Below are 20,077 nucleotides of genomic sequence, written 5' to 3'. Positions count from 1 at the left end.
TCAGACCGTCACTTGGCCTTCGCGGCCTGCTGGCGCTCCACCGCGGCCTTGACCAGGCCCGCGAACAGCGGGTGCGGCCGGGTCGGGCGCGAGCGCAGCTCCGGGTGGGCCTGGGTGGCCACCAGGTAGGGGTGCACCTCGCGCGGGTACTCGACGTACTCGACGAGCTTGTTGTCCGGGGAGGTGCCGGAGAAGACGATGCCCGCCTTCTTCTCCAGCTCGCCGCGGTAGGCGTTGTTGACCTCGTAGCGGTGGCGGTGGCGCTCGTCCACGTACGCCTGGTCGCCGTAGACCTCGCGCACGATGGAGCCCTCGGCGAGCTTCGCCGGGTACATGCCCAGGCGCATGGTGCCGCCCAGGTCGCCCGCGCCCTCGACGAAGGCCAGCTGCTCCTCCATCGTGGAGATCACCGGGTGGGGGGTGGAGGCGTCGAACTCGGTGGAGTTCGCGTCCTCGATGCCCGCCAGGTTGCGCGCGGCCTCGATGACCACGCACTGCAGGCCCAGGCACAGGCCGAGCAGCGGGATCTTGTTCTCGCGGGCGTAGGTGATCGCGCCGACCTTGCCGTTGACACCGCGGTCGCCGAAGCCGCCGGGCACGCAGATCGCGTCCACGTCGCCGAGCGCCTCCGCGGCGCCCGCCGGGGTCTTGCAGTCGTCGGAGGTGACCCACTTGATCTGGACGCGGGCCTTGTTGGCGAAGCCGCCGGCGCGCAGCGCCTCGGTCACCGACAGGTACGCGTCGGGCAGGTCGATGTACTTGCCGACGAGCGCGACCTTGACCTCGTGGTCGGGGTTGTGGACGCGGTCCAGCAGGTCCTCCCAGACCGTCCAGTCCACGTCGCGGAACGGCAGGTCGAGCTTGCGCACGACGTACGCGTCGAGGCCCTCGGTGTGCAGCACCTTCGGGATGTCGTAGATCGACTTGGCGTCGATCGCCGCGACGACGGCCGCCTCGTCCACGTCGCACATCAGCGAGATCTTGCGCTTGATGGAGGTGGGGACCTCGCGGTCGGCGCGGAGCACGATCGCGTCGGGCTGGATGCCGATGTTGCGCAGCGCCGCGACCGAGTGCTGGGTCGGCTTGGTCTTCAGCTCGCCGGAGGGGCCGATGTAGGGCAGCAGCGAGATGTGCACGACGAAGACGTTGTCGCGGCCGACCTCGTGGCGGACCTGGCGGACGGTCTCCAGGAACGGCAGCGACTCGATGTCGCCGACCGTGCCGCCGACCTCGGTGATGACGACGTCGACGTCCTCGGTCGCCATGCGGCGGATGCGGCTCTTGATCTCGTTGGTGATGTGCGGGATGACCTGCACGGTGTCACCGAGGTACTCGCCGCGCCGCTCCTTGGCGATGACCTGCGAGTAGACCTGGCCGGTGGTGACGTTGGCCGAGCCGTCGAGGTCGACGTCGAGGAAGCGCTCGTAGTGGCCGATGTCCAGGTCGGTCTCGGCGCCGTCGTTGGTGACGAACACCTCGCCGTGCTGGAACGGGTTCATCGTGCCCGGGTCGACGTTCAGGTACGGGTCGAGCTTCTGCATCGTGACCCGCAGGCCGCGCGCCTTGAGCAGCGCACCCAGGCTGGAGGCCGTCAGGCCCTTGCCGAGGGACGAAGCGACACCCCCGGTGACGAAGATGTGCTTGGTCGTCATGGCTGTGCTGTTTCGAAAAGCAGCGGGCGGCGTCGCCAAGAGGGGGCTCCCGTGGTCGCGAAGTTGAGGTGCGTCCGGCGCCGGCCACCATCGAACCGGAGGCTCTCAGGGGGCGCCGAAGCTGCGGTTTCGGGGCTCCTGATTCGCACAGGCAGACCACCGGTCCACGGGGTACCAGCCTATCAGCGCCCGGGCCCGTCCGCCTCCGGGCACGCGCCGCCACGACCGTTCGACGGAGCGCCACCGGCCGTCCCGGGGCCGGTCACGCCCGCATTCACCCAGGTCACCCATTCGGACTAGACACATTGTCCTCTGACTTCAGTAGATCACTAGGGTGCCGTCATATCCTGCTCGGATATCGCATCACATCGCCGCCGAGCAGTCCGGCAGACGGCGTAACCCGGCCGCATCCGGAATCATGAGCTCAGTGCGGGGATCCATACCCACGGGACCGCGCAACCGCGCAATGCAAGCGCCCTTCGGGGCGGACGTGGCCGTTCGACTGGGAGATCTAACGTGTCCGGGCGCATCGAGGATTACGCACTGATCGGGGACATGCAGACCGCCGCGCTGGTCTGCCGGGACGGATCGGTGGACTGGCTGTGTCTGCCCCGTTTCGACTCCCATGCCGTCTTCGCGAGCATCCTCGGAACGGAGGATCACGGCTTCTGGCGCATCGGCCCGGCGTTCCACGGGGGCGCCGAAGCCCCCGCGGCGACCCGCCGCCGCTACCAGGGCGACTCGCTCATCCTGGAATCGGAGTGGGACACGCCGCGCGGCACGGTCCGCGTGACCGACTTCATGCCGCCCCGCGAGGACCACGCGCCGCAGCTCGTGCGCATCGTCGAGGGCGTCAGCGGGCGCGTCCCGATGCGCTCCGCGCTGCGCATGCGCTTCAGCTACGGCCGGGTCGTGCCCTGGGTGCACAAGGTCGACGGGCGCACCGTCGCCGTCGCGGGCCCCGATTCGGTCTGGCTGGACACCGACGCGCAGACGTACGGCAAGGACCTGACGACGTACTCCGACTTCACCGTCGGCCCCGGCGACCGCAAGGCCTTCTGCATCAGCTGGCAGCCCTCCCACAAGGGCGCGCCGGAGACCCCCGACGCGCAGGAGGCGCTGGCGACCACCACCGCGTTCTGGCGCGAGTGGGTCGACCACTGCACGTACCACGGCCCCTACCGCGAAGCCGTGATCCGCTCCCTGATCACCCTCAAGGCGCTCACGTACGGCCCCACCGGCGGCATCGTCGCCGCGCCCACCACCTCGCTCCCGGAGGAGATCGGCGGCGTCCGGAACTGGGACTACCGCTACACCTGGCTGCGCGACGCCGCCATCACCCTGTCCTCGCTGCTGCGCACCGGCTACCGCGAAGAGGCCCAGGCCTGGCGCGAGTGGCTGCTGCGCGCGGTCGCCGGGGACCCGGAGAACCTCCAGATCATGTACGGGATCGCCGGCGAGCGGGAACTCGGCGAGACCGAGCTGGACTGGCTGCCCGGGTACGAGAACTCCCGCCCGGTCCGGGTCGGCAACGGCGCCGCGCACCAGCTCCAGCTGGACGTGTACGGCGAGGTCACCGAGGCCCTGCACCTGGGCCACATGACGGGCCTGGCGCGCAACGACTACGCCTCGGTGCTCCAGTTGAAGCTGATCCGCTACCTGGAGGAGCACTGGGACCAGCCGGACGAGGGCATCTGGGAGGTGCGCGGCCCGCGCCGCCACTTCGTGCACTCCAAGGTCATGGCGTGGGTGGCCGTGGACCGCACGATCAAGCTGATCGAGAGCGGGGACGCGGACGGCCCGCTGGAGCGGTGGCGCGAGATGCGCGACGAGATCCACCAGGACGTGTGCGAGAAGGGCTACGACAAGGAGCGCAACACGTTCACCCAGTCGTACGGGTCGAAGGAGCTGGACGCCTCCCTGCTGCTGATTCCGCAGATGGGCTTCCTGCCGCCGGACGACAAGCGGGTCATCGGGACGATCGAGGCGATCCAGCGCGAGCTGTCGACCCCCGACGGGTTCATCCTGCGCTACCCGACGACCGGCGACGAGGCGGGCGTGGACGGCCTCGAGGGCGACGAGGGGGCGTTCCTCGCGTGCTCGTTCTGGATGGCGGACGACCTGGCGATGATCGGCCGGGTCGACGAGGCGCGGCAGCTGTTCGAGCGGCTGCTGGCGCTCCGCAACGACCTGGGACTGCTGGCCGAGGAGTGGGACCCGCGCCTCCAGCGCCAGGTCGGCAACTTCCCCCAGGCGTTCAGCCACGTCCCCCTGATCGACACGGCCCTGCGCCTGACGGCGAGCGGGGCGTACGGGGGCTGAGGCCGGGCGTTCCGGAGGCGATGGGGTTCGGGGGCTGCCCCCGAACCTCCGCGCCGCGCGGCTGCACCCGGCCCCGCCTACGCTGGAATGGTCCTATGCCTCCTCCCGAAGGAGGGGTGAGCCATGGCGCCCACCTCGAAGGCCGGCCAGGCCCTGACCGTGCTCCGCGAGGATCTGGCCGGTGAGGTCTTCGCTCCCGGCGATCCCGGGTACGAGGAGGCCCGGACGGTCTTCAACGCGATGGTCGACCGCCGGCCCGCGGTCATCGCCCGGTGCGAGAGCGAGGCGGACGTCGTCACCACCGTCCGGTTCGCCCGTGAGCTGGACCTGCCCATTGCCGTGCGCGGCGGCGGCCACAGCGTCGCGGGGATGTCCCTCAACGACGGCGGCGTGGTCGTCGACATGCGCCGGATGCAGGAGGTCACGGTCCACCCGGGGGCGAAGGCCGTACGCGTCGGGGGCGGCGCGGTGATGAGCGTGCTGGACCGTGCCTGCCAGCCGTACGGGCTCGCCACCACCGGCGGCCGGGTCTCCACCACCGGGGTCACCGGCTTCACCCTCGGCGGCGGCTCCGGCTGGCTGGACCGCAAGTTCGGGCTGGCCGTCGACAACCTGCTCGGCGTGGACCTGGTCACCGCCGACGGCAGCACCCTGACGGCCACTGCCGAGGACAACCCGGAGCTGTTCTGGGCCCTGCACGGCGGCGGCGGGAACTTCGGGGTCGCGACCTCGATCACGCTACGCCTGCACGAGCTCCCCGAGTTCGCGATCTGCATGCTGCTGTACCCCCTGGAGGCCGGGCCCGAGGTCCTGCACACCTACCGCGACGTCATCGAGAACGGCCCCGCCGAGGCGGGCGGCGGCATGATCTACCTGACCGCCCCGCCGGAGCCCTTCGTACCGCAGCACCTGGTCGGGACCCTGATGGCGGGCGCCCTGCTCACGTACGCGGGCGACGAGGAGGCGCTGCGCAAGCTGGCGGCGCCGCTGCTCGCACTGCCGCACGAGGTGGAGGTGCTCACCGCCCTGCCCTACGCGGACTTCCAGTGCATGCTGGACGACCCGCCGGGCCTGCGGAACTACTGGTCCGCGGAGTACCTGACCGGCATGCCGGACGAACTCGTCAGCGTCTTCTGCGCCCTCGGGAACGTGATGCCGACGGGCGGGACCCAGCACGTGCTGTTCCCGCTGGGCGGGGCCATCGCGGACGGGCCGTCGGAGTTCCCCGTTCCGTACCGGGACGCGCCCTGGGCCGCGCACCCGTTCGGCATCTGGGAGGACCCGGCCGAGGACGAGCGCGCCGTGCGGTGGGTGAAGGACGTCTGCGCCCACGTGCGGCCGTGGAGCACCGGCGCGGTCTACCTCAACTTCACCGGCGACGAGGGTTCCGAGCGCGTGGCGGCCGGTCTCGGCGCGGAGAATCTGGCCAGGCTGGGCGCGGTGAAGCGGACGTACGATCCGGACAACGTCTTCCGCTTCAACCACAACATCAAGCCGGCCTGACCCCCTGGTAGCGTCCCGCGACATGGACAACCAGGGCGGGATCACCGTTCAGCGGGCACTGGAACTGCCCGGACTGCGCAGCGGACTGCCGGAGGTGGTGGCCTGCGCCGACCGTCTGGGCCGGACCGTGCGCTGGGTGCACGCGGGCGAGGTGCCGAACATCGCCTCCCTGCTCAAGGGCGGGGAGCTGCTGCTGACCACGGGGCTGGGCCTCGGCACCCGCCCCGCCGAGCAGCGTGCCTTCGTACGGCGCCTCGCGGACCGGGGGATCGCCGCGCTGGTGGTCGAGCTGGGCCCGCGCTTCACCCGGCTCCCGGCGACGCTCGTCGAGACGGCCCGGGCGGCCGGCCTGCCGCTCGTGCAGCTCCACCGCGAGGTGCCGTTCGTGGCGGTCACGGAGGAGATCCACACCGAGATCGTCAACCACCACTACGCCCTGCTCCAGCGGGCCGAGGAGGTGCACCGGCGGTGCACGGAGGCCCTGCTCAGCGGTGGCGGGATCCCCCAAGTCCTGCACATCCTGGCCGACTTCACGGGCAACCCGGTGTTCCTGGAGACCCCCGACGGGCAGCTCCTGTACGCGGCCGGCCCGGTCTCCGGGGAAGCCGCGGCGGACCCGCTCCAGGTCTGGGAGGGGCTGCGGGGCCAGCGCGAGGCGGAGCCGTCGGCGAACGCGGTCCTGATCGACGTGCCCGGCGGCGGCCACGGCACGGGCTCGGTCCGCGCCCGGGTGGTCCTGCTGGGCGTGTCGGCGCCGCTGCTGCCCGTCCACCGGATGGCGGCGGAACGGACGGCGGGGGTACTGGCCGTGGTCCTGATGCAGGCCCGCCAGGAGGACGAACTGGCGGCGCGCGGCCGCGGCGACTTCCTGACGGACCTGGCGGAGGGCCGCATCTCGGCGGAGGACGCCCCGGCGCAGGCCCGCGTACTGGGCTTCAAACCGGGGTCGGGCCCGCTCCTGCCGGTGGTGATGCGCCTGTCTTCGGACCTGGGCCCGTCGGGCAACTGGGCGGTCCTGGCCAGGGCGGTCCTGGAGGAGCTCTCCTCGGTGGGCGTACCGGTGCTCCTGGGCGTACGCCCGGTGGAAGGCCGGGTACCCCTGCTGGTCTCCCTGCGCTCCGAGTCGGAACGCACGACGGTGGCGGACCGCGTGGCCGCCGCCCTCCGGGCGGGCGTGGAGCGGGCCGGCCTGGACCGCGCGGCGGCCCCGCCGGCGGTGGTGGTGGGCGTGGCGGGCGGCTGGGCCGCCGCCTCGTCGGGCCTGCGGCACGCGGCGGAGACCGCCACGGCGGCGCACGGGCTGCCCTCCCGCCCCTGGTACGACGCCCGCCGCCTGGACATCGACCTGCTCCTGTGGCGGCTGCGTGAGCATCCCGACCTGGCGGCGTTCGTGGACCGGGCGATCGGCGCACTGCGGACCCACGACCTGACGTCCCGCCCGCCCCTCCTCCCGACCCTGGAGACGTACCTGGCCCACGCGGGCCGCAAGGCGGAGACGGCGCGCGAGCTGCACCTCAACCGCCAGACCCTGTACAACCGCCTGGCCCGCATCTCGGAGCTCCTGGGCACGGACCTGGACGACCCGGAGACGGTCCTCTCCCTGAGCCTGGCCCTCCGCGCCCGCCGCCACGTACCTTCTTGACGCGCCGCTCGCGCCGCTCGCGCGGCTCGGCGCCAGGGCGGCTCCCCGCCCCCGGGGCTCCGCCCCAGACCCCTGCGCAGCCGCACGCCCTGTGGGCGGCTGCGGCTACTTGAGTCGGTCCATCAGCTCGTCGTAGACCGACAGGATCTGGGCCACCGTGTCGTCCTCCGTGGGCCAGGTGGCCGCCTGGGCGTGGCCCGCTGCGGCGAGGGCGGCGCGGCGGGGCGGGTCCGCGAGGAGGTCCGTCACCGCCGAGGACAGGGCGGCCGCGTCCCCGTACGGCACCAGCACCCCCGCCTCCCCGATCAGCTCCGGGACGCCCCCGACCGCCGTCGCGACCAGCGGTACCCCCGCCCGCAGTGCCTCCTGCGCCAGCAGGGACCGCGCCTCCCACCGGCTCGGCAGCACCGCCACGTCCGCCGCCGCCAGCAGCTGCGCGGCGTCGCGGCGGCGCCCCAGCAGCCGTACCGGCAGCCCCTCGGCCTCGATCCGCCGGGCCAGTTCGGCCCGCTGCGGGCCCTCCCCCGCGATCACCACCAGCGGCAGCGGCTCCAGCACCCGCCACGCCCGCGCCGCGTCCAGCAACACCGAGTACCCCCGGTGCTCCACCAGGCTCCCGACCGCGATCAGCAACGGCCGTTCCACCGCGCCCAGTTCCGCCCGCGCCTTGCCGGGGTCCGCCCCGGCGTCCGGGCCGGTCTGCCCCATCGGCACGGCCACCGGCGCCAGCCGCGCGTCCCGCGCACCGCGCGCCCGCGCCAGGTCCACCTGGTCCGACGAAGCGCCCAGCACCACGGCCGCGGCCCGCGCCACATGCCGTTCCAGCACCCGCCCCAGCCGCCCGAACGCCCCTTCGGCCGCCGGCCCGCCGCCCTGCCAGGTCACCACCAGCGGCACCCGGCGCCCGCGCAGCGCCAGCGCGGCCCGCATCCCGGCCCGCACCCCGTGCGCGTGCACCACGTCCGCCCCGGCGCACACGGCCCGCAGCGCACTCACCGCGTCCGGGGTGAACTGCGCCCCCGCGCCGGTGAAGTCGTACTCCCCCTCCGCCTCCACGGGCGCGCACACCGTGACCCGTACCCCGCGCGCGGCGAGCCCGGTCGTCAGCGACCGTACGTGCGCGCTGCTGCCCGCGCTGGCGCCGCCGAGTACCTGGACGGTGCGGAGCGGCGGCCGCCCGTACGGCTGTGCGGGGACCGGGATCGAGACCGGGGAGCTGCTCACGGGCCGAAGCTCCAGGGTGAGGGAGGCAGAGACGTCGCCCAGGATGCCAGTCCGCACGTGCGTTCCGGGACCATACGGGTGCGGATCCCGCAGGAGATACCGTCACGCGCCCCCGAGCCTCACCCACACGGCGTAGCGCCCGTCACCTTCCCGGCGCGCGCCGAGGGCCCGGGACGGATGCCGTCCCGGGCCCTCTCGGCCTATGGCAGCCGCTACGCGTCCGCGCGCGCCGCCGCCAGGAGTTCCTCCGCGTGCGCCCGCGCGGAGACCGAGTCCTCGTGGCCCGCCAGCATGCGCGAGAGCTCGCGGACGCGGTCCTCGCCCTCCAGGATCTTGACCCCGCTCCTGGTCACCGATCCGTCGTTGGTCTTCTCCACCAGCAGCTGCCGGTCCGCGAAGGCGGCCACCTGCGGCAGGTGCGTGACGACCACGACCTGCGCCGACTTCGCGAGCTTCGCGAGCCGCCGCCCGACCTCGACGGCCGCCTTGCCGCCGACGCCCGCGTCGACCTCGTCGAAGAGGTACGTCGGCACCGGGTCGGAGCCGGCGAACACGACCTCCACCGCCAGCATCACGCGCGACAGCTCACCGCCCGAGGCACCCTTGGCGATCGGCCGCGGCTGGGCTCCCGGGTGCGGGGCCAGCAGCAGTTCGACCTCGTCCGTGCCCGAAGGCCCGTACGCGACCGGACGGCCGTCGACCTCCACGCCCTCGGGGTCCTCCACCTGCCGGATGTCGATCGTCACCCGCGCGTGCGGCATCGCCAGCGAGGCCAGCTCCTCCGTGACGGCCGAAGCGAACCGCGTCGCCGCCTCCACCCGGGCGTCCGTCAGCGCCTGTGCCAGCAGCGACAGTTCGGCCCGCAGCCCGTCCCGCTCGGCGGTCAGCTCGGTGATCCGCTCGTCGTCGCCGTCCAGCTCCAGCAGCCGCACCGAACCGCGCTCGGCCCACTCCAGCACGGAGTCGATCGAGTCGCCGTACTTGCGCGTCAGCTGGGTCAGCGCCGCCCGCCGCTCCTCCACCGCGGCCAGCCGCAGCGGATCGGCGTCCAGGTCGTCCGCGTACCCGGCCAGTTCCCCGGCCACGTCGGCCAGCAGGATCCCGAGCTCCCCGATCCGCTCCGCGAGCGCGCCGAGCGCCGGGTCGTGCGACCGTACGGCGTCCAGGGCCCGGTGCGCGCCGGCGACGAGCGTGTTCGCGTCGACGCCCTCCGGGTCCTCGACGTCGCCGGCGAGCGCCCCGTGCGCGATCTGCGCCGCCGAGGCCAGCGATTCGGCGTGGCCGAGCCGCTCGGCCTCCGCCGCCAGCTCGGCGTCCTCGCCGGCCAGCGGCTCCACGGCCGCGATCTCCTCCAGGCCGAAGCGCAGCAGGTCGGCCTCCTGGGCCCGTTCCCGGGCCCGGGTGGTGATCTCGTCGAGTTCGACGGCGACCGCGCGCAGCCGCCGGTAGGCGGCCCCGTACTTCTCCAGCGGGACGGCGACGGCGTCTCCCGCGTACCGGTCGAGGGCCTGGCGCTGCCGGGCCGGCCGCAGCAGCCCCTGCTGGTCGGTCTGCCCGTGTACGGCGACCAGGTCGTCCGCGAGTTCGCCGAGCAGGCCGACGGGCACGGAGCGGCCGCCGACGTGGGCGCGCGAGCGCCCCTCGGCGGACACGGTCCGGCTGATCAGCAGGGCGCCTTCGTCGAGCTCGGCCCCGGCCTCCTCGGCGCGTACGGCGGCGGGCGCGCCGGGGCGCATGACGATGCGGCCCTCCACGACCGCCGCCTTGGCCCCGATCCGCACCAGGGCCGGGTCGGCGCGACCGCCGAGCAGCAGGCCGAGGCTGGTGACGACCATCGTCTTGCCCGCGCCGGTCTCGCCGGTCACCGCGGTGAAACCGGGCGACAGCTCGACCACCGCGTCGTCGATGACCCCGAGCGACCGTATCCGCATCTCCTCAAGCACGGGACGACGATACCGAGGTTTCACCGATGCCATGTGACGTCACCCGTCGGGAGTTTCCCGAACGCATGTGCTATTAGGCGGGCTCTCAGCGAGGCGCCCCGCGCCACCCCGACACCGGCAGCGCGAACTTCGCGACCAGCCGGTCCGTGAACGACGCGTGGTGCAGCCGGGCGAGCCGCACCGGCACCGCCCCCCGCCGGACCTCCACCCGGGCCCCGGCCGGCAGCTCCAGCATCCGGCGGCCGTCGCACCACAGCACCCCGTGCGGAACCCCCTGCTGCACCTCCACCGCCAGCACCGAGTCCGGCGAGGTGACCAGCGGCTTCGCGAACAGCGCGTGCGCGCTGATCGGCACCATCAGCAGCGCCTCCACCTCCGGCCAGACCACCGGCCCGCCCGCGGAGAAGGCGTACGCCGTCGAACCGGTCGGGGTCGCGCAGACGATCCCGTCGCAGCCGAACCCGGACACCGGGCGCCCGTCGATCTCCAGGACCACTTCGAGCATCCGCTCGGGGGACACCTTCTGGACCGCGGCCTCGTTCAGCGCCCAGTCCCGGTGGATCACGTCGCCGTTCGTCCGGACGAGCACGTCGAGGGTCATCCGCTCCTCGACCTCGTACTCCCGCGTCACGACCCGGTCCACGACCTTGTCCAGGTCGTCCCGCTCCGCCTCCGCGAGGAATCCCACCCGGCCCAGGTTCACGCCCAGCATCGGCACCCCCGAGCCGCGCGCGAACTCCGCACCGCGCAGCAGGGTCCCGTCGCCGCCCAGCACGATCAGCAGCTCGCAGCCTTCGAGCACCTTGGGGGTGCACTCGGCCACCAGCTCCACCTCGGGCGGCAGCGGCAGGTCCCTCGCCTCGTACTCGACGACCCGTACGCCCAGACCGTTCTTGAGCAGCCCCTGTACCACCAGCTCGGCGCTTCGGATGGCCGCCGGCCGCCCTGTGTGCGCGAGGAGGAAGACGGTCCGCCCCCGCCCCGGAACCACTGATTCCGAGTCGTGTGAGTTGTTCGTGGTATCCGACGACCTGTCCGCTGATTCAGTCACTGAGGCCCCTCCGCCACTGCACGGTCGACATCCGCCGGGTCGAGTGCCGGTGCCCCCGCCCGCAGCCACAGAAAGTACTCGACGTTCCCCGACGGACCGGGCAGCGGACTCGCGGTCACCCCGAGAACCCCCAGCCCCAGCTTCGCCGCCCGGGCCGCCACCTCGCGCACGGCCTCCGCCCGCAGCTCCGGGCTGCGCACGACGCCGCCGCTGCCGAGCCGGTCCTTGCCGACCTCGAACTGCGGCTTGACCATCAGCACCAGGTCCGCGTCCGGCGCGCAGCAGCGCACCAGGGCCGGCAGCACCAGGCCGATGGAGATGAAGGACAGGTCGCCTACGACGAGGTCCACCGGGACCCCGTCGAGCTGCTCGACCGTCAGCTCGCGGACGTTCGTACGGTCCTTGACGGTGACCCGGTCGTCGCTCTGCAGCGACCAGGCGAGCTGCCCGTAGCCGACGTCGACGGCCATGACGTGGGCCACGCCCGCGCGCAACAGCACGTCCGTGAACCCGCCGGTGGAGGCGCCGGCGTCCAGCGCCCGGCGGCCCTCGACGGCCAGCCCCTGCGGCTGGAAGGCCGCGAGCGCGCCGGCGAGCTTGTGGCCGCCCCGGGAGACGTAGTCGGGGTCGCTGTCGTCCTTGAGGACGACGAGGGCCGCGCTGGTCTCGACCTGGGTGGCCGCCTTGGTCGCGGTGGCGCCGCCGACGGTCACCCGGCCCGCGGCGATCAGCTGGGCGGCGTGCTCGCGCGAGCGGGCCATGCTGCGGCGTACCAGTTCGGCGTCCAGGCGGCGGCGTGCCACTCCTGCCACGTTCGGTTCAGCTCCTGTTTTCGTACGGTCCGGGGACGGGCGGTGCGTCCAGCGCGGTCAGCGCGTCGCGCAACCCCCTGTGCACATCCTCGTACACCGCGAGGTGTCCGTCCGCCGTGAGGTGGTCGGCTTCGGCCAGCCGCTCCAGGCGCGCGTCCACCCCGGCGTGGCCGGTGGGCGTACGGACGAGCCCCAGGGGCTCGGGCGCCGCTTCCCCTTCCCCGGAGGCCTCCGGGGAATCCGGCACCTCCGGCGCCGCTTCGGCCGCTTGCGCCGCTTGCGCCGCTTCCGGTACGTCGGCCATGTCGTCGGTCATGCCCCGACGCTACCCCGAAGCACCCGGGCGGCCACGTACGGCTCTGCGGTACGGTCGAGATCACGATGGCTACGATCGATGAGTGCCGAGCCGCACTGGACAGACTTTCCGGCAACCTCGCGCAGGCCGACGGCGGTGTGCGCGGCGCCGCCGCGATGGACCGCTCCCTGAGCTGCCACATCACGGACCTGGACCGGACCTTCACCGGGCGCCTCGAAGGCGGCCGGATCCGGGTGGACGCGGTCTCCCCCGGTCCGCCCGCCGCGAAGGCCGAGATCCGGCTCGCGATGACGGGCGACGACCTGGTGGCGATGGTCGCGGGCGAGCTGAAGTTCGCCAAGGCCTGGGCCTCCGGCCGGGTCCGTCTGGAGGCCGGCTTCCGCGACCTGCTCCGCCTCAAGAGCCTGCTGTAGTCCCCGTCGTCAGGCGCCCGGCCGGCACCTTCGGCTTGCGCGCCGCCGGGATCACCAGCGGGGTGCCCGTCTCCGGGTCGTCGATGATCTGGCAGCGCAGGCCGAACACCTTCTCCACCAGCTCCGCCGTGACCACCTCGGCCGGCGGCCCCTCCGCCACGACCCTGCCCCCGCGCATCGCGATCAGGTGCGTGGCGTAGCGGGCCGCGTGGTTGAGGTCGTGCAGCACGGCCACCAGGGTCCGCCCCTGCTCCTCGTGCAGCTCCGCGCACAGGTCCAGCACGTCGATCTGGTGCTGGATGTCCAGGTACGTGGTCGGCTCGTCCAGCAGCAGCAGCGGTGTCTGCTGCGCCAGCGCCATCGCGATCCACACCCGCTGGCGCTGTCCGCCCGACAGCTCGTCCACCGAGCGGTCCGCGAGCTCGGCGACCCCGGTCGAGGCCATCGACTCCCGGACGATCCGCTCGTCCTGCGGCGACCACTGCCGCAGCAGCCCCTGGTGCGGGTACCGGCCGCGGGAGACCAGGTCGGCGACCGTGATCCCGTCCGGCGCGATCGAGGACTGCGGCAGCAGCCCCAGCGTCTTGGCGACCTTCTTGGCCGGCATCGACCCGATGGCCTGCCCGTCCAGCAGCACCTGCCCCGCGGACGGCTTCAGCATCCGCGACAGGGCCCGCAGCAGCGTGGACTTGCCGCACGCGTTGGGTCCGACGATCACCGTGAACGAGTGGTCGGGGATCTCCACCGACAGGTTCTCGGCGATGACCCGCTGGTCGTAGCCGAGGGTCACGTTCTGCGCGGTCAGCCGCTGCACCTGCGTACTCCTTGAGTTGCTCGTGTCCGTGCTCATATACGTCCCGCCTTGCGCTCGGTGACGAGCAGCCAGAGCAGGTAGACGCCGCCGACCAGCCCTGTCACCACGCCCACCGGCAGCTGGTCGGCGCCGAAGGCGCGCTGCGAGGCCCAGTCGGACACGAGCAGCAGGACGGAGCCCATCAGCGCGCCGGTGAGCAGGCTCGACCCGGGCGAGCGGGTCAGGCGCCGGGCCAGCTGGGGCGCGGCCAGGGCCACGAAGGAGATGGGCCCGGCGGCCGCGGCCGCCGCGGTGGTCAGCAGGACCGCCGCCAGCATCAGCAGCATCCGCGTACGTTCCACCCGTACTCCGAGGGCGTACGCGGCGTCGTCGCCCATCTCCATCATCCGCAGGGCCCTGCCCTGCCCGAGGACCAGCGGGAACAGCACCGCGCAGGTCCCCAGCAGGGGCCAGACCTGGCTCCAGTCCCGGCCGGCGAGCGATCCGGTCAGCCAGACCATCGCGCGGGTGGCCTCGACGAGCTGCGCCTTGGTCAGGAGGTAGTTGATGACGGCGACGAGCATCGCCGAGGCGCCGATGCCGACCAGCACCAGCCGGTAGCCGTGGATGCCCCGCCGGTACGACAGCAGGTACACGAGGACGCCGCTGAGCAGCCCGCCCGCCAGCGCTCCCCCCGCGACCGCGTTCGCGTCGCCCTTGAACAGGACGATCACGGTGAGCGCGCCGACCGCCGAGCCGTAGCCGAAGCCGAGCAGGTCCGGGGAGCCGAGCGGGTTGCGGGAGACGGACTGGAAGACGGCGCCCGCCATGCCGAGCGCGGCGCCCACCAGCAGGGCGACCAGCACCCGCGGCAGCCGCAGGTCGTTGACGATGAAGTCGTTGGCCGGCGTGCCGTTGCCCAGCAGGGTCTGTACGACGTCCCACGGCGCGATCTCGAAGTCGCCGGTGCCGATGAGGACGACGGCCATCGCCAGCGCGGCCGCGGTGAGCAGCAGCCCGACCGCCAGCGCACGCGGCTCCATCCGCAGGGACAGCCCGCCGGGGCCGCGCAGGGCACGGGATCCGGGCTTGTCCGCCCGAAGGTCGACGGTCACAGCTGGGCCATCCTCTTGCGCCGGACGAGGTAGATGAAGACGGGTCCGCCGATCAGCGCGGTGACGATGCCGACCTGGAGCTCGGCGGGCCGGGTGACGACCCGGCCGACGACGTCCGCGCCCAGCAGCAGCACCGGGGAGAGGACCGCCGAGTAGGCGAGCACCCACCGCATGTCCGGACCGGTGATGATCCGCACCAGGTGCGGGATCATCAGCCCGATGAAGACGATCGGCCCGCAGGCGGCCGTCGCCGCCCCGCACAGCAGGGTGATGGCCACCATCGCGCCGATCCGGGTCCGCGTCAGATGGGCGCCGAGGGCCCGCGCGGTGTCGTCGCCCATGGCCATCGCGTTGAGCGGCCGGCCCAGCGTGAGCGCGATCAACGCGCCCACCAGCAGGAACGGCGCCACCTGCCGGACGGTGTCCATGTTGGCGGAGGCCAGGGAGCCCACGGTCCAGAAGCGCAGCTTGTCCAGCGCCTTGCTGTCCATCAGCTGCACGGCGTTGATGTAGCCGACCAGGGCCGCGCTGGCCGCCGTACCGGCGAGCGCGAGGCGCACCGGCGTCGCGCTGCGGCTGCCGCCGAGTACGTAGACCACGACGGAGACGACGGCGGCGCCGAGGAAGGCCCACCACACGAACTCGCTGAGCGTGGAGGCCCCGAGGAAGGTGATCGCCGAGACCACGGCGGCCGCGGCGCCCGCGTTGACGCCGAGGATGCCCGGCTCGGCCAGCGGATTGCGGGTCAGCGCCTGCATCACGGCGCCGGAGAGGCCGAGCCCGAGCCCGACCATCAGCCCGAGGAGGGTGCGCGGGACCCGCAGATCGCGCACCACCACGTCGGAGGGGGTCCCTGCGTAGTGGAACAGGCCGTGCCAGACCTGGTCGAGGGGTATCTGCTTGGCGCCCACGGCGATGCTCGCCACCGCGATCAGCGCCAGCACCACGAGGGCGCCGAGCAGACCGGCGGCGCGCGCGGCGTGCCGCGGGCGGATGGCGGCGACCGGCGCCGCGCTCTGTTCAGGGGGACTCTCGACCAACACGGAGTTAGGTTAGCCTACCCTGCTCCTGAACTGGCCCTGAGGAGCCGGGGATACCCGCGGACCACCGCCGGACGGCCCGCCGGGACGCGCCGCGCACGCCCCGCGAACACCCCCGGGCCCCGGCCCTGCTCCCGCCCCGCCTACAGCCCGATCCGGGCCAGCGCCTTCCCCGCGTCCAGCGTGCACGAGCCGTCCCCCGCCTGCGTCCACGCCGCCGCGCACAGCGCCCGCAGCCCGTCGACCGGGTCGAGCGGGTCCACCGGATCGTGCTCGCCCCGCAGCTCCAGTACGCCCGCCACCGCCACCGCGGTCCAGCCCCCGCAGCGGAAACCCTCCCCCGCCGCCACGACCTCCGGCTGCCCCGTCAGCAGCCCGCGCAGATCCCGGTCCACGTACGTCGGCCGGTGCCTCGGCTCGGCCCGCAGCAGCTGCGCCGCGTCCGTCACCCCGGTCAGCACCAGCAGCGAGTCCACGTCCCCGTTGAACGCGCCCTCGATGTCCGTGTCCAGCCGGTCCCCGACCACCAGCGGCCGCTCCGCCCCCGTCCGCAGCACCGTCTCCCGGTGCATCGGGGGCAGCGGCTTCCCCGCCACCTGCGGCTCCGCGCCCGTGGCGATCCGTACGACCTCCACCGCGGCCCCGTTGCCGGGCCCGATCCCCCGCGCCCCCGGAATCGTCAGATCTGTGTTCGACGCGTACCACGGCACCCCGCGGTGGATCGCGTACGAGGCCTCCGCGAACCGCGACCACGGCAGATCCGGGCCCCCGTACCCCTGGACGACCGCCGCGAGGCCCTCCTCGTCGGCGGACTCCACCGGTACGAGCCCCCGCTCGCGCAGCGCGACCCGCAGCCCCTCCCCGCCGATCACCAGCACCTTCGACCCCGGCTCCACCTGCTCCGAGATCAGCCGGGCCACCGCCTGCGCCGACGTGATCACCTCGCCGGCCTCGGTCGGGATCCCCAGCTCGCCCAGGTGCCCGGCGACCGCCTCCGGGGTCCGCAGCGCGTTGTTCGTGACGTACGCGAGATGCATCCCGCCGGCCCGTGCCGCGGCGAGGGACTCCGCCGCGTACGCGATCGCCTCGCCGCCCGCGTACACCACGCCGTCCAGGTCCAGCAGGGCCGTGTCGTACGCCTGGTGCAGGCTGCGCTCGCTGCCCGCCGGACTCGTCCTGCTCTGCCGGGTCATCCTGTCGGCTCCCTGTCCGCTCGATCCTCGACCGGTCCGTACGTCCGTGACCGATACCGACCGCGTGTGCGCTGCGGTCTTCCTCACCCGATCATCCCGCATCGCGAGACGCGTCTTACCATGCACCAATGACCACACCTGGTACCGCGGACGACGGGCTGCGCCTGATCCCCTTCCATGGACTGCGCTATGACCCGGAGCGTGTCGGCAGCCTGGCCGCCGTCACCTCACCGCCGTACGACGTGGTCGTACGCCCCGACGGCGTCGACCACCTCGAGTCCGCCGACCCGCACAACATCGTCCGCCTGATCCTCCCGCAGGCCGACACCCCCGCCGAGCGCAACGAACAGGCCGCGCACACCCTGCACGACTGGCTCTCCAAGGGCGTCCTCAGCCCCGACCCCGAGCCCGCGCTCTACGTCTACGAGCAGCGCAAGGGGAACGTGCTGCAGCGCGGCCTGATCGGCGCCCTCGCCCTCTCGAAGCCCGACGCCGGCATCGTCCTCCCGCACGAGGACGTCATGCCCGACGTGGTCACCGACCGGGCCGGCCTGATGCGGGCCGCTTCGGCCAATCTGGAGCCCCTCCTCCTCACCTACCTCGGCGGCGACCCCGCGGCCGGCGCGACGGCGGTCGTCGAGCGGATCGCCGCAAGCCCGCCCCTGCTGGCCACCACCACCGAGGACGGCTTCCGGCACCGGCTCTGGGCCATCACGGATCCCGCCGACCTGGCCGCGGTCACCGCCGACCTCGGCCACCGCCAGGCCCTCATCGCCGACGGCCACCACCGCTGGGCGACGTACCTGCGCCTCCAGGAGGAACACCAGTCCCCCACCGACTGGGACTTCGGCCTGGTCCTCCTCGTGGACACCGCCCGCTACCCGCTCCAGGTCCGCGCCATCCACCGGATGCTGCGCCGCCTCCCGGTCGCGGACGCCCTGGCCGCCGTCGAGGGCCACTTCCTGGTCCGCCCGGTCGACGGCCCGCTGCCGCTCGCCCTGGAGGCCCTCGCCGACGCCGCCGAGCGCGGCAACGCCTTCCTGCTGGCCGGCGACGGCTCCTTCCACCTGGTCACCGACCCTGACCTGGACCTCCTGGAGCGCACCGTACGGCGCGACCGCCCCGAGGCCTGGCGCCGCCTGGACGCGACCGTCCTGCACGCGACCCTGCTCGACACCCTGTGGCAGATCCCGGACACCCCGGACCAGATCACGTACATCCACGACGCGGCGGCCACCGTCGACATGGCCGAGCGCCACGGCGGCACCGCGGTCCTGCTGCACCCCGTACGGGAGGCGGTCGTCCGGGACCTGGCCCGCCAGGGCGTCACGATGCCCCGCAAGTCCACCTCCTTCGGCCCGAAGCCGGCCACCGGCCTGGTCCTGCGCAGCCTCGACTGACCCGGCCCGACCGGCTCGAACCGGCCGCGGACACGAAAAAGGGCGGTACCCCCGGAGGGGTACCGCCCTTTCTCAATGGATCCGGTTCAGCGCTCAGGCCTTGTCGCGGTCCTGCGCGTCGTCCTCGTCCTCGTCCTCGACGACGACGATCTCGTCCGTGACGTCGACGTCGGCGTCCGCCTCGGAGCGCTCCAGAGGCTCGTACTCCTCGTCGTCCTCGTCGTAGTACTCGGCCTGGTCGGAGGCACGCTCGGCGGCAGCCACCTCGGCGGCGTCCTGCTCGTCGTCCTCGTCCTCGTCCTCGATCGCGTCCGGCTCATCGCCGACGAGCGCGTCGACGAACTCGACCCCGTCCAGCTCGGCGAGCCGGTCGGAGGCGTCCATCGCGCCGTCCTTGTCCGCCTCGACCGTCTTGGCGAACCACTCGCGCGCCTCGTCCTCACGGCCGGCCGCCAGCAGGGCGTCCGCGTAGGCGTACCGCAGACGCGCGGTCCACGGCTGGACGGAGTTGGAGGCCAGCTCCGGGCTCTGCAGGGTCACGATGGCGGCGTCGAGCTGCCCCATGTCCCGCCGCGCACCGGCGGCGACCAGGCGCATCTCGACCTGGCCGGCCTTGTCCAGCTTCTGCACCTCGGGCTCGCCGGCCATGGCCAGCGCGCGCTCGGGGCGGCCGAGGCCGCGCTCGCAGTCGGCCATGACGGGCCACAGCTCGACGGATCCGGTCATGCGCTTGGCGGCGCGGAACTCCGCGAGCGCCTCGCTGTACTTCTGCGTGGCGTACGCGGCGAAGCCGGCGGCCTCGCGCACGGCGGCGACACGGGAGGCCAGGCGCAGGGCGATGCGCGAGTACGCGTACGCCTGCTCCGGGTCCTCGTCGATCAGCCGGGCGACCATGACGAGGTTCCTGGAAACCTCCTCGGCCAGGCCCTTGGGCAGGCTCAGGAGCTCCTGGCGCACGTCGGCGTCGATCTCGAGACCGGTGACGTCCTCGTCGATCGGAAGCCGCTTGACCGGGTCCCGGTCGCGGTCCGCACGGTAGTCGCGGTCGCCACCGCGGTCGTCGCGGCCGCCACGGTAGCCGCCGCGGTCGCCGCCACGGTCGTCACGGCCGCGGAACCCGCCGCGGTCGCCACCGCGGTCGTCGCGGCGCGGGTAGGACGGGCGGTCCCCGCCACGGTCGTCACGACCGCCGCGGAATCCACCGCGGTCGTCATCGCGACGCGGGTACGAGGGACGCCCACCGCGGTCGTCATCGCGGCGCGGGTACGACGGACGGTCGCCACCGCGGTCGTCACGGCGGAAGCCGCCGCCACCACCGGAGGGACGCTCACCGCGGTCGTCGCGGCGCGGGTAGGAGGGACGGTCCCCACCACGGTCGTCACGACCGCCGCGGAAACCACCGCGGTCGTCATCGCGACGCGGGTAGGAGGGACGGTCGCCGCCGCGGTCGTCGCGACGGAAGCCACCGCCACCACCGGAGGGACGCTCACCGCGGTCGTCACGGCGGAAGCCGCCACCGGCGGGCCGGTCGTCACGGCGCGGGTACGAGGGACGGTCGCCACCGCGGTCGTCGCGGCGCGGGTAGGACGGGCGGTCCCCACCACGGTCGTCACGACCGCCGCGGAAACCACCGCGGTCGTCATCGCGACGCGGGTACG

General features: G+C 73.4%; 16 protein-coding genes. 5 read left to right on the top strand and 11 right to left on the bottom strand.

Annotated elements, in window-relative coordinates:
* Positions 1–8: 8 nt before the first annotated feature.
* Positions 9–1,652, bottom strand: coding sequence for a CTP synthase (locus IF02_RS0131095; protein ID WP_030162937.1), 1,644 nt, complete (start codon positions 1,650–1,652; stop codon positions 9–11).
* A 516-nt stretch (positions 1,653–2,168) separates the two neighbouring features.
* Here IF02_RS0131095 and IF02_RS0131090 point away from each other — a divergent pair.
* The 3 genes from IF02_RS0131090 (at position 2,169) to IF02_RS0131080 (ending at position 7,119) form a co-directional block, all read left to right on the top strand.
* Complete coding sequence (locus tag IF02_RS0131090) at positions 2,169–3,974, top strand: glycoside hydrolase family 15 protein (protein WP_030162936.1); 1,806 nt, start codon at positions 2,169–2,171, stop codon at positions 3,972–3,974.
* A 123-nt stretch (positions 3,975–4,097) separates the two neighbouring features.
* A complete protein-coding gene (locus tag IF02_RS0131085) occupies positions 4,098–5,477 on the top strand; it encodes an FAD-binding oxidoreductase (RefSeq protein ID WP_030162934.1) in 1,380 nt (459 codons plus the stop codon).
* A 22-nt stretch (positions 5,478–5,499) separates the two neighbouring features.
* Positions 5,500–7,119, top strand: a complete 1,620-nt coding sequence (locus IF02_RS0131080) for a PucR family transcriptional regulator (RefSeq protein ID WP_030162933.1) — start codon at positions 5,500–5,502, stop codon at positions 7,117–7,119.
* A gap of 105 nt (positions 7,120–7,224) precedes the next feature.
* On the opposite strand, the gene IF02_RS0131075 is transcribed toward IF02_RS0131080, so the two are convergent.
* The 5 genes from IF02_RS0131075 to IF02_RS0131055 all read right to left on the bottom strand — a co-directional run bounded on the left by IF02_RS0131075 (position 7,225) and on the right by IF02_RS0131055 (position 12,465).
* On the bottom strand, positions 7,225–8,343 hold the full coding sequence (locus tag IF02_RS0131075; protein WP_030162932.1) for a glycosyltransferase family 4 protein: 1,119 nt from the start codon (positions 8,341–8,343) through the stop codon (positions 7,225–7,227).
* 212 nt (positions 8,344–8,555) lie between these two features.
* Positions 8,556–10,319 carry a DNA repair protein RecN gene (gene recN, locus IF02_RS0131070; RefSeq protein WP_078622435.1) on the bottom strand — a complete coding sequence of 588 codons (1,764 nt, stop codon included), beginning with the start codon at positions 10,317–10,319 and terminating at the stop codon, positions 8,556–8,558.
* Between the two features lie 52 nt (positions 10,320–10,371).
* Positions 10,372–11,277 carry an NAD kinase gene (locus IF02_RS0131065; RefSeq protein ID WP_030162929.1) on the bottom strand — a complete coding sequence of 302 codons (906 nt, stop codon included), beginning with the start codon at positions 11,275–11,277 and terminating at the stop codon, positions 10,372–10,374.
* Between the two features lie 56 nt (positions 11,278–11,333).
* On the bottom strand, positions 11,334–12,149 hold the full coding sequence (locus IF02_RS0131060) for a TlyA family RNA methyltransferase (protein ID WP_030162927.1): 816 nt from the start codon (positions 12,147–12,149) through the stop codon (positions 11,334–11,336).
* Positions 12,150–12,156: 7 nt separating this feature from the next.
* Positions 12,157–12,465: a hypothetical protein gene (locus IF02_RS0131055; RefSeq protein ID WP_030162926.1), complete on the bottom strand. Its 309-nt coding sequence runs from the start codon at positions 12,463–12,465 to the stop codon at positions 12,157–12,159.
* A gap of 65 nt (positions 12,466–12,530) precedes the next feature.
* Here IF02_RS0131055 and IF02_RS0131050 point away from each other — a divergent pair, with 65 nt between their 5' ends.
* Positions 12,531–12,878 (top strand): SCP2 sterol-binding domain-containing protein, encoded by a 348-nt coding sequence (locus tag IF02_RS0131050; protein ID WP_030162925.1) that lies wholly within the window; start codon positions 12,531–12,533, stop codon positions 12,876–12,878.
* On the opposite strand, the gene IF02_RS0131045 is transcribed toward IF02_RS0131050, so the two are convergent.
* The 4 genes from IF02_RS0131045 to IF02_RS0131030 all read right to left on the bottom strand — a co-directional run bounded on the left by IF02_RS0131045 (position 12,862) and on the right by IF02_RS0131030 (position 17,019).
* Positions 12,862–13,728 (bottom strand): ABC transporter ATP-binding protein, encoded by an 867-nt coding sequence (locus tag IF02_RS0131045; protein WP_106977385.1) that lies wholly within the window; start codon positions 13,726–13,728, stop codon positions 12,862–12,864. The genes IF02_RS0131050 and IF02_RS0131045 overlap by 17 nt on opposite strands.
* Positions 13,725–14,714 carry a FecCD family ABC transporter permease gene (locus IF02_RS0131040; protein ID WP_051696668.1) on the bottom strand — a complete coding sequence of 330 codons (990 nt, stop codon included), beginning with the start codon at positions 14,712–14,714 and terminating at the stop codon, positions 13,725–13,727. The genes IF02_RS0131045 and IF02_RS0131040 overlap by 4 nt, the downstream gene beginning before the upstream one ends.
* Before the next feature lie 68 nt (positions 14,715–14,782).
* Positions 14,783–15,829, bottom strand: a complete 1,047-nt coding sequence (locus tag IF02_RS0131035; RefSeq protein WP_030162922.1) for an iron chelate uptake ABC transporter family permease subunit — start codon at positions 15,827–15,829, stop codon at positions 14,783–14,785.
* Between the two features lie 140 nt (positions 15,830–15,969).
* The gene (locus IF02_RS0131030; protein WP_030162917.1) at positions 15,970–17,019 is read right to left on the bottom strand and encodes an HAD hydrolase-like protein; all 1,050 of its coding nucleotides are present in this window, start codon (positions 17,017–17,019) and stop codon (positions 15,970–15,972) included.
* Between the two features lie 128 nt (positions 17,020–17,147).
* On the opposite strand from IF02_RS0131030, the gene IF02_RS0131025 reads away from it, so the two are divergent.
* Entirely contained in the window at positions 17,148–18,419 is a 1,272-nt protein-coding gene (locus IF02_RS0131025) for a DUF1015 family protein (RefSeq protein ID WP_030162916.1), read from the top strand.
* 93 nt (positions 18,420–18,512) lie between these two features.
* On the opposite strand, the gene IF02_RS0131020 is transcribed toward IF02_RS0131025, so the two are convergent.
* Entirely contained in the window at positions 18,513–19,376 is an 864-nt protein-coding gene (locus IF02_RS0131020; RefSeq protein WP_030162915.1) for a tetratricopeptide repeat protein, read from the bottom strand.
* Positions 19,377–20,077 lie beyond the last annotated feature (701 nt).

The sequence above is a fragment of the Streptomyces sp. NRRL S-244 genome (genome assembly GCF_000717915.1).
Classification (GTDB): Bacteria; Actinomycetota; Actinomycetes; order Streptomycetales; family Streptomycetaceae; genus Streptomyces.
This window is presented reverse-complemented; position numbering and strand designations above follow the sequence as displayed.

Excerpts from the sequence above, each read along its gene's own strand:
- recN (WP_078622435.1), bottom strand. The coding sequence starts at position 10,319 with ATGGCATCGGTGAAACCTCGGTATCGTCGTCCCGTGCTTGAGGAGATG.
- IF02_RS0131050 (WP_030162925.1), top strand. The coding sequence starts at position 12,531 with ATGGCTACGATCGATGAGTGCCGAGCCGCACTGGACAGACTTTCCGGC.
- IF02_RS0131040 (WP_051696668.1), bottom strand. The coding sequence starts at position 14,714 with ATGGAGCCGCGTGCGCTGGCGGTCGGGCTGCTGCTCACCGCGGCCGCG.
- IF02_RS0131030 (WP_030162917.1), bottom strand. The coding sequence starts at position 17,019 with ATGACCCGGCAGAGCAGGACGAGTCCGGCGGGCAGCGAGCGCAGCCTG.
- IF02_RS0131045 (WP_106977385.1), bottom strand. The coding sequence starts at position 13,728 with ATGAGCACGGACACGAGCAACTCAAGGAGTACGCAGGTGCAGCGGCTG.
- IF02_RS0131080 (WP_030162933.1), top strand. The coding sequence starts at position 5,500 with ATGGACAACCAGGGCGGGATCACCGTTCAGCGGGCACTGGAACTGCCC.
- IF02_RS0131085 (WP_030162934.1), top strand. The coding sequence starts at position 4,098 with ATGGCGCCCACCTCGAAGGCCGGCCAGGCCCTGACCGTGCTCCGCGAG.
- IF02_RS0131095 (WP_030162937.1), bottom strand. The coding sequence starts at position 1,652 with ATGACGACCAAGCACATCTTCGTCACCGGGGGTGTCGCTTCGTCCCTC.
- IF02_RS0131055 (WP_030162926.1), bottom strand. The coding sequence starts at position 12,465 with ATGACCGACGACATGGCCGACGTACCGGAAGCGGCGCAAGCGGCGCAA.
- IF02_RS0131025 (WP_030162916.1), top strand. The coding sequence starts at position 17,148 with ATGACCACACCTGGTACCGCGGACGACGGGCTGCGCCTGATCCCCTTC.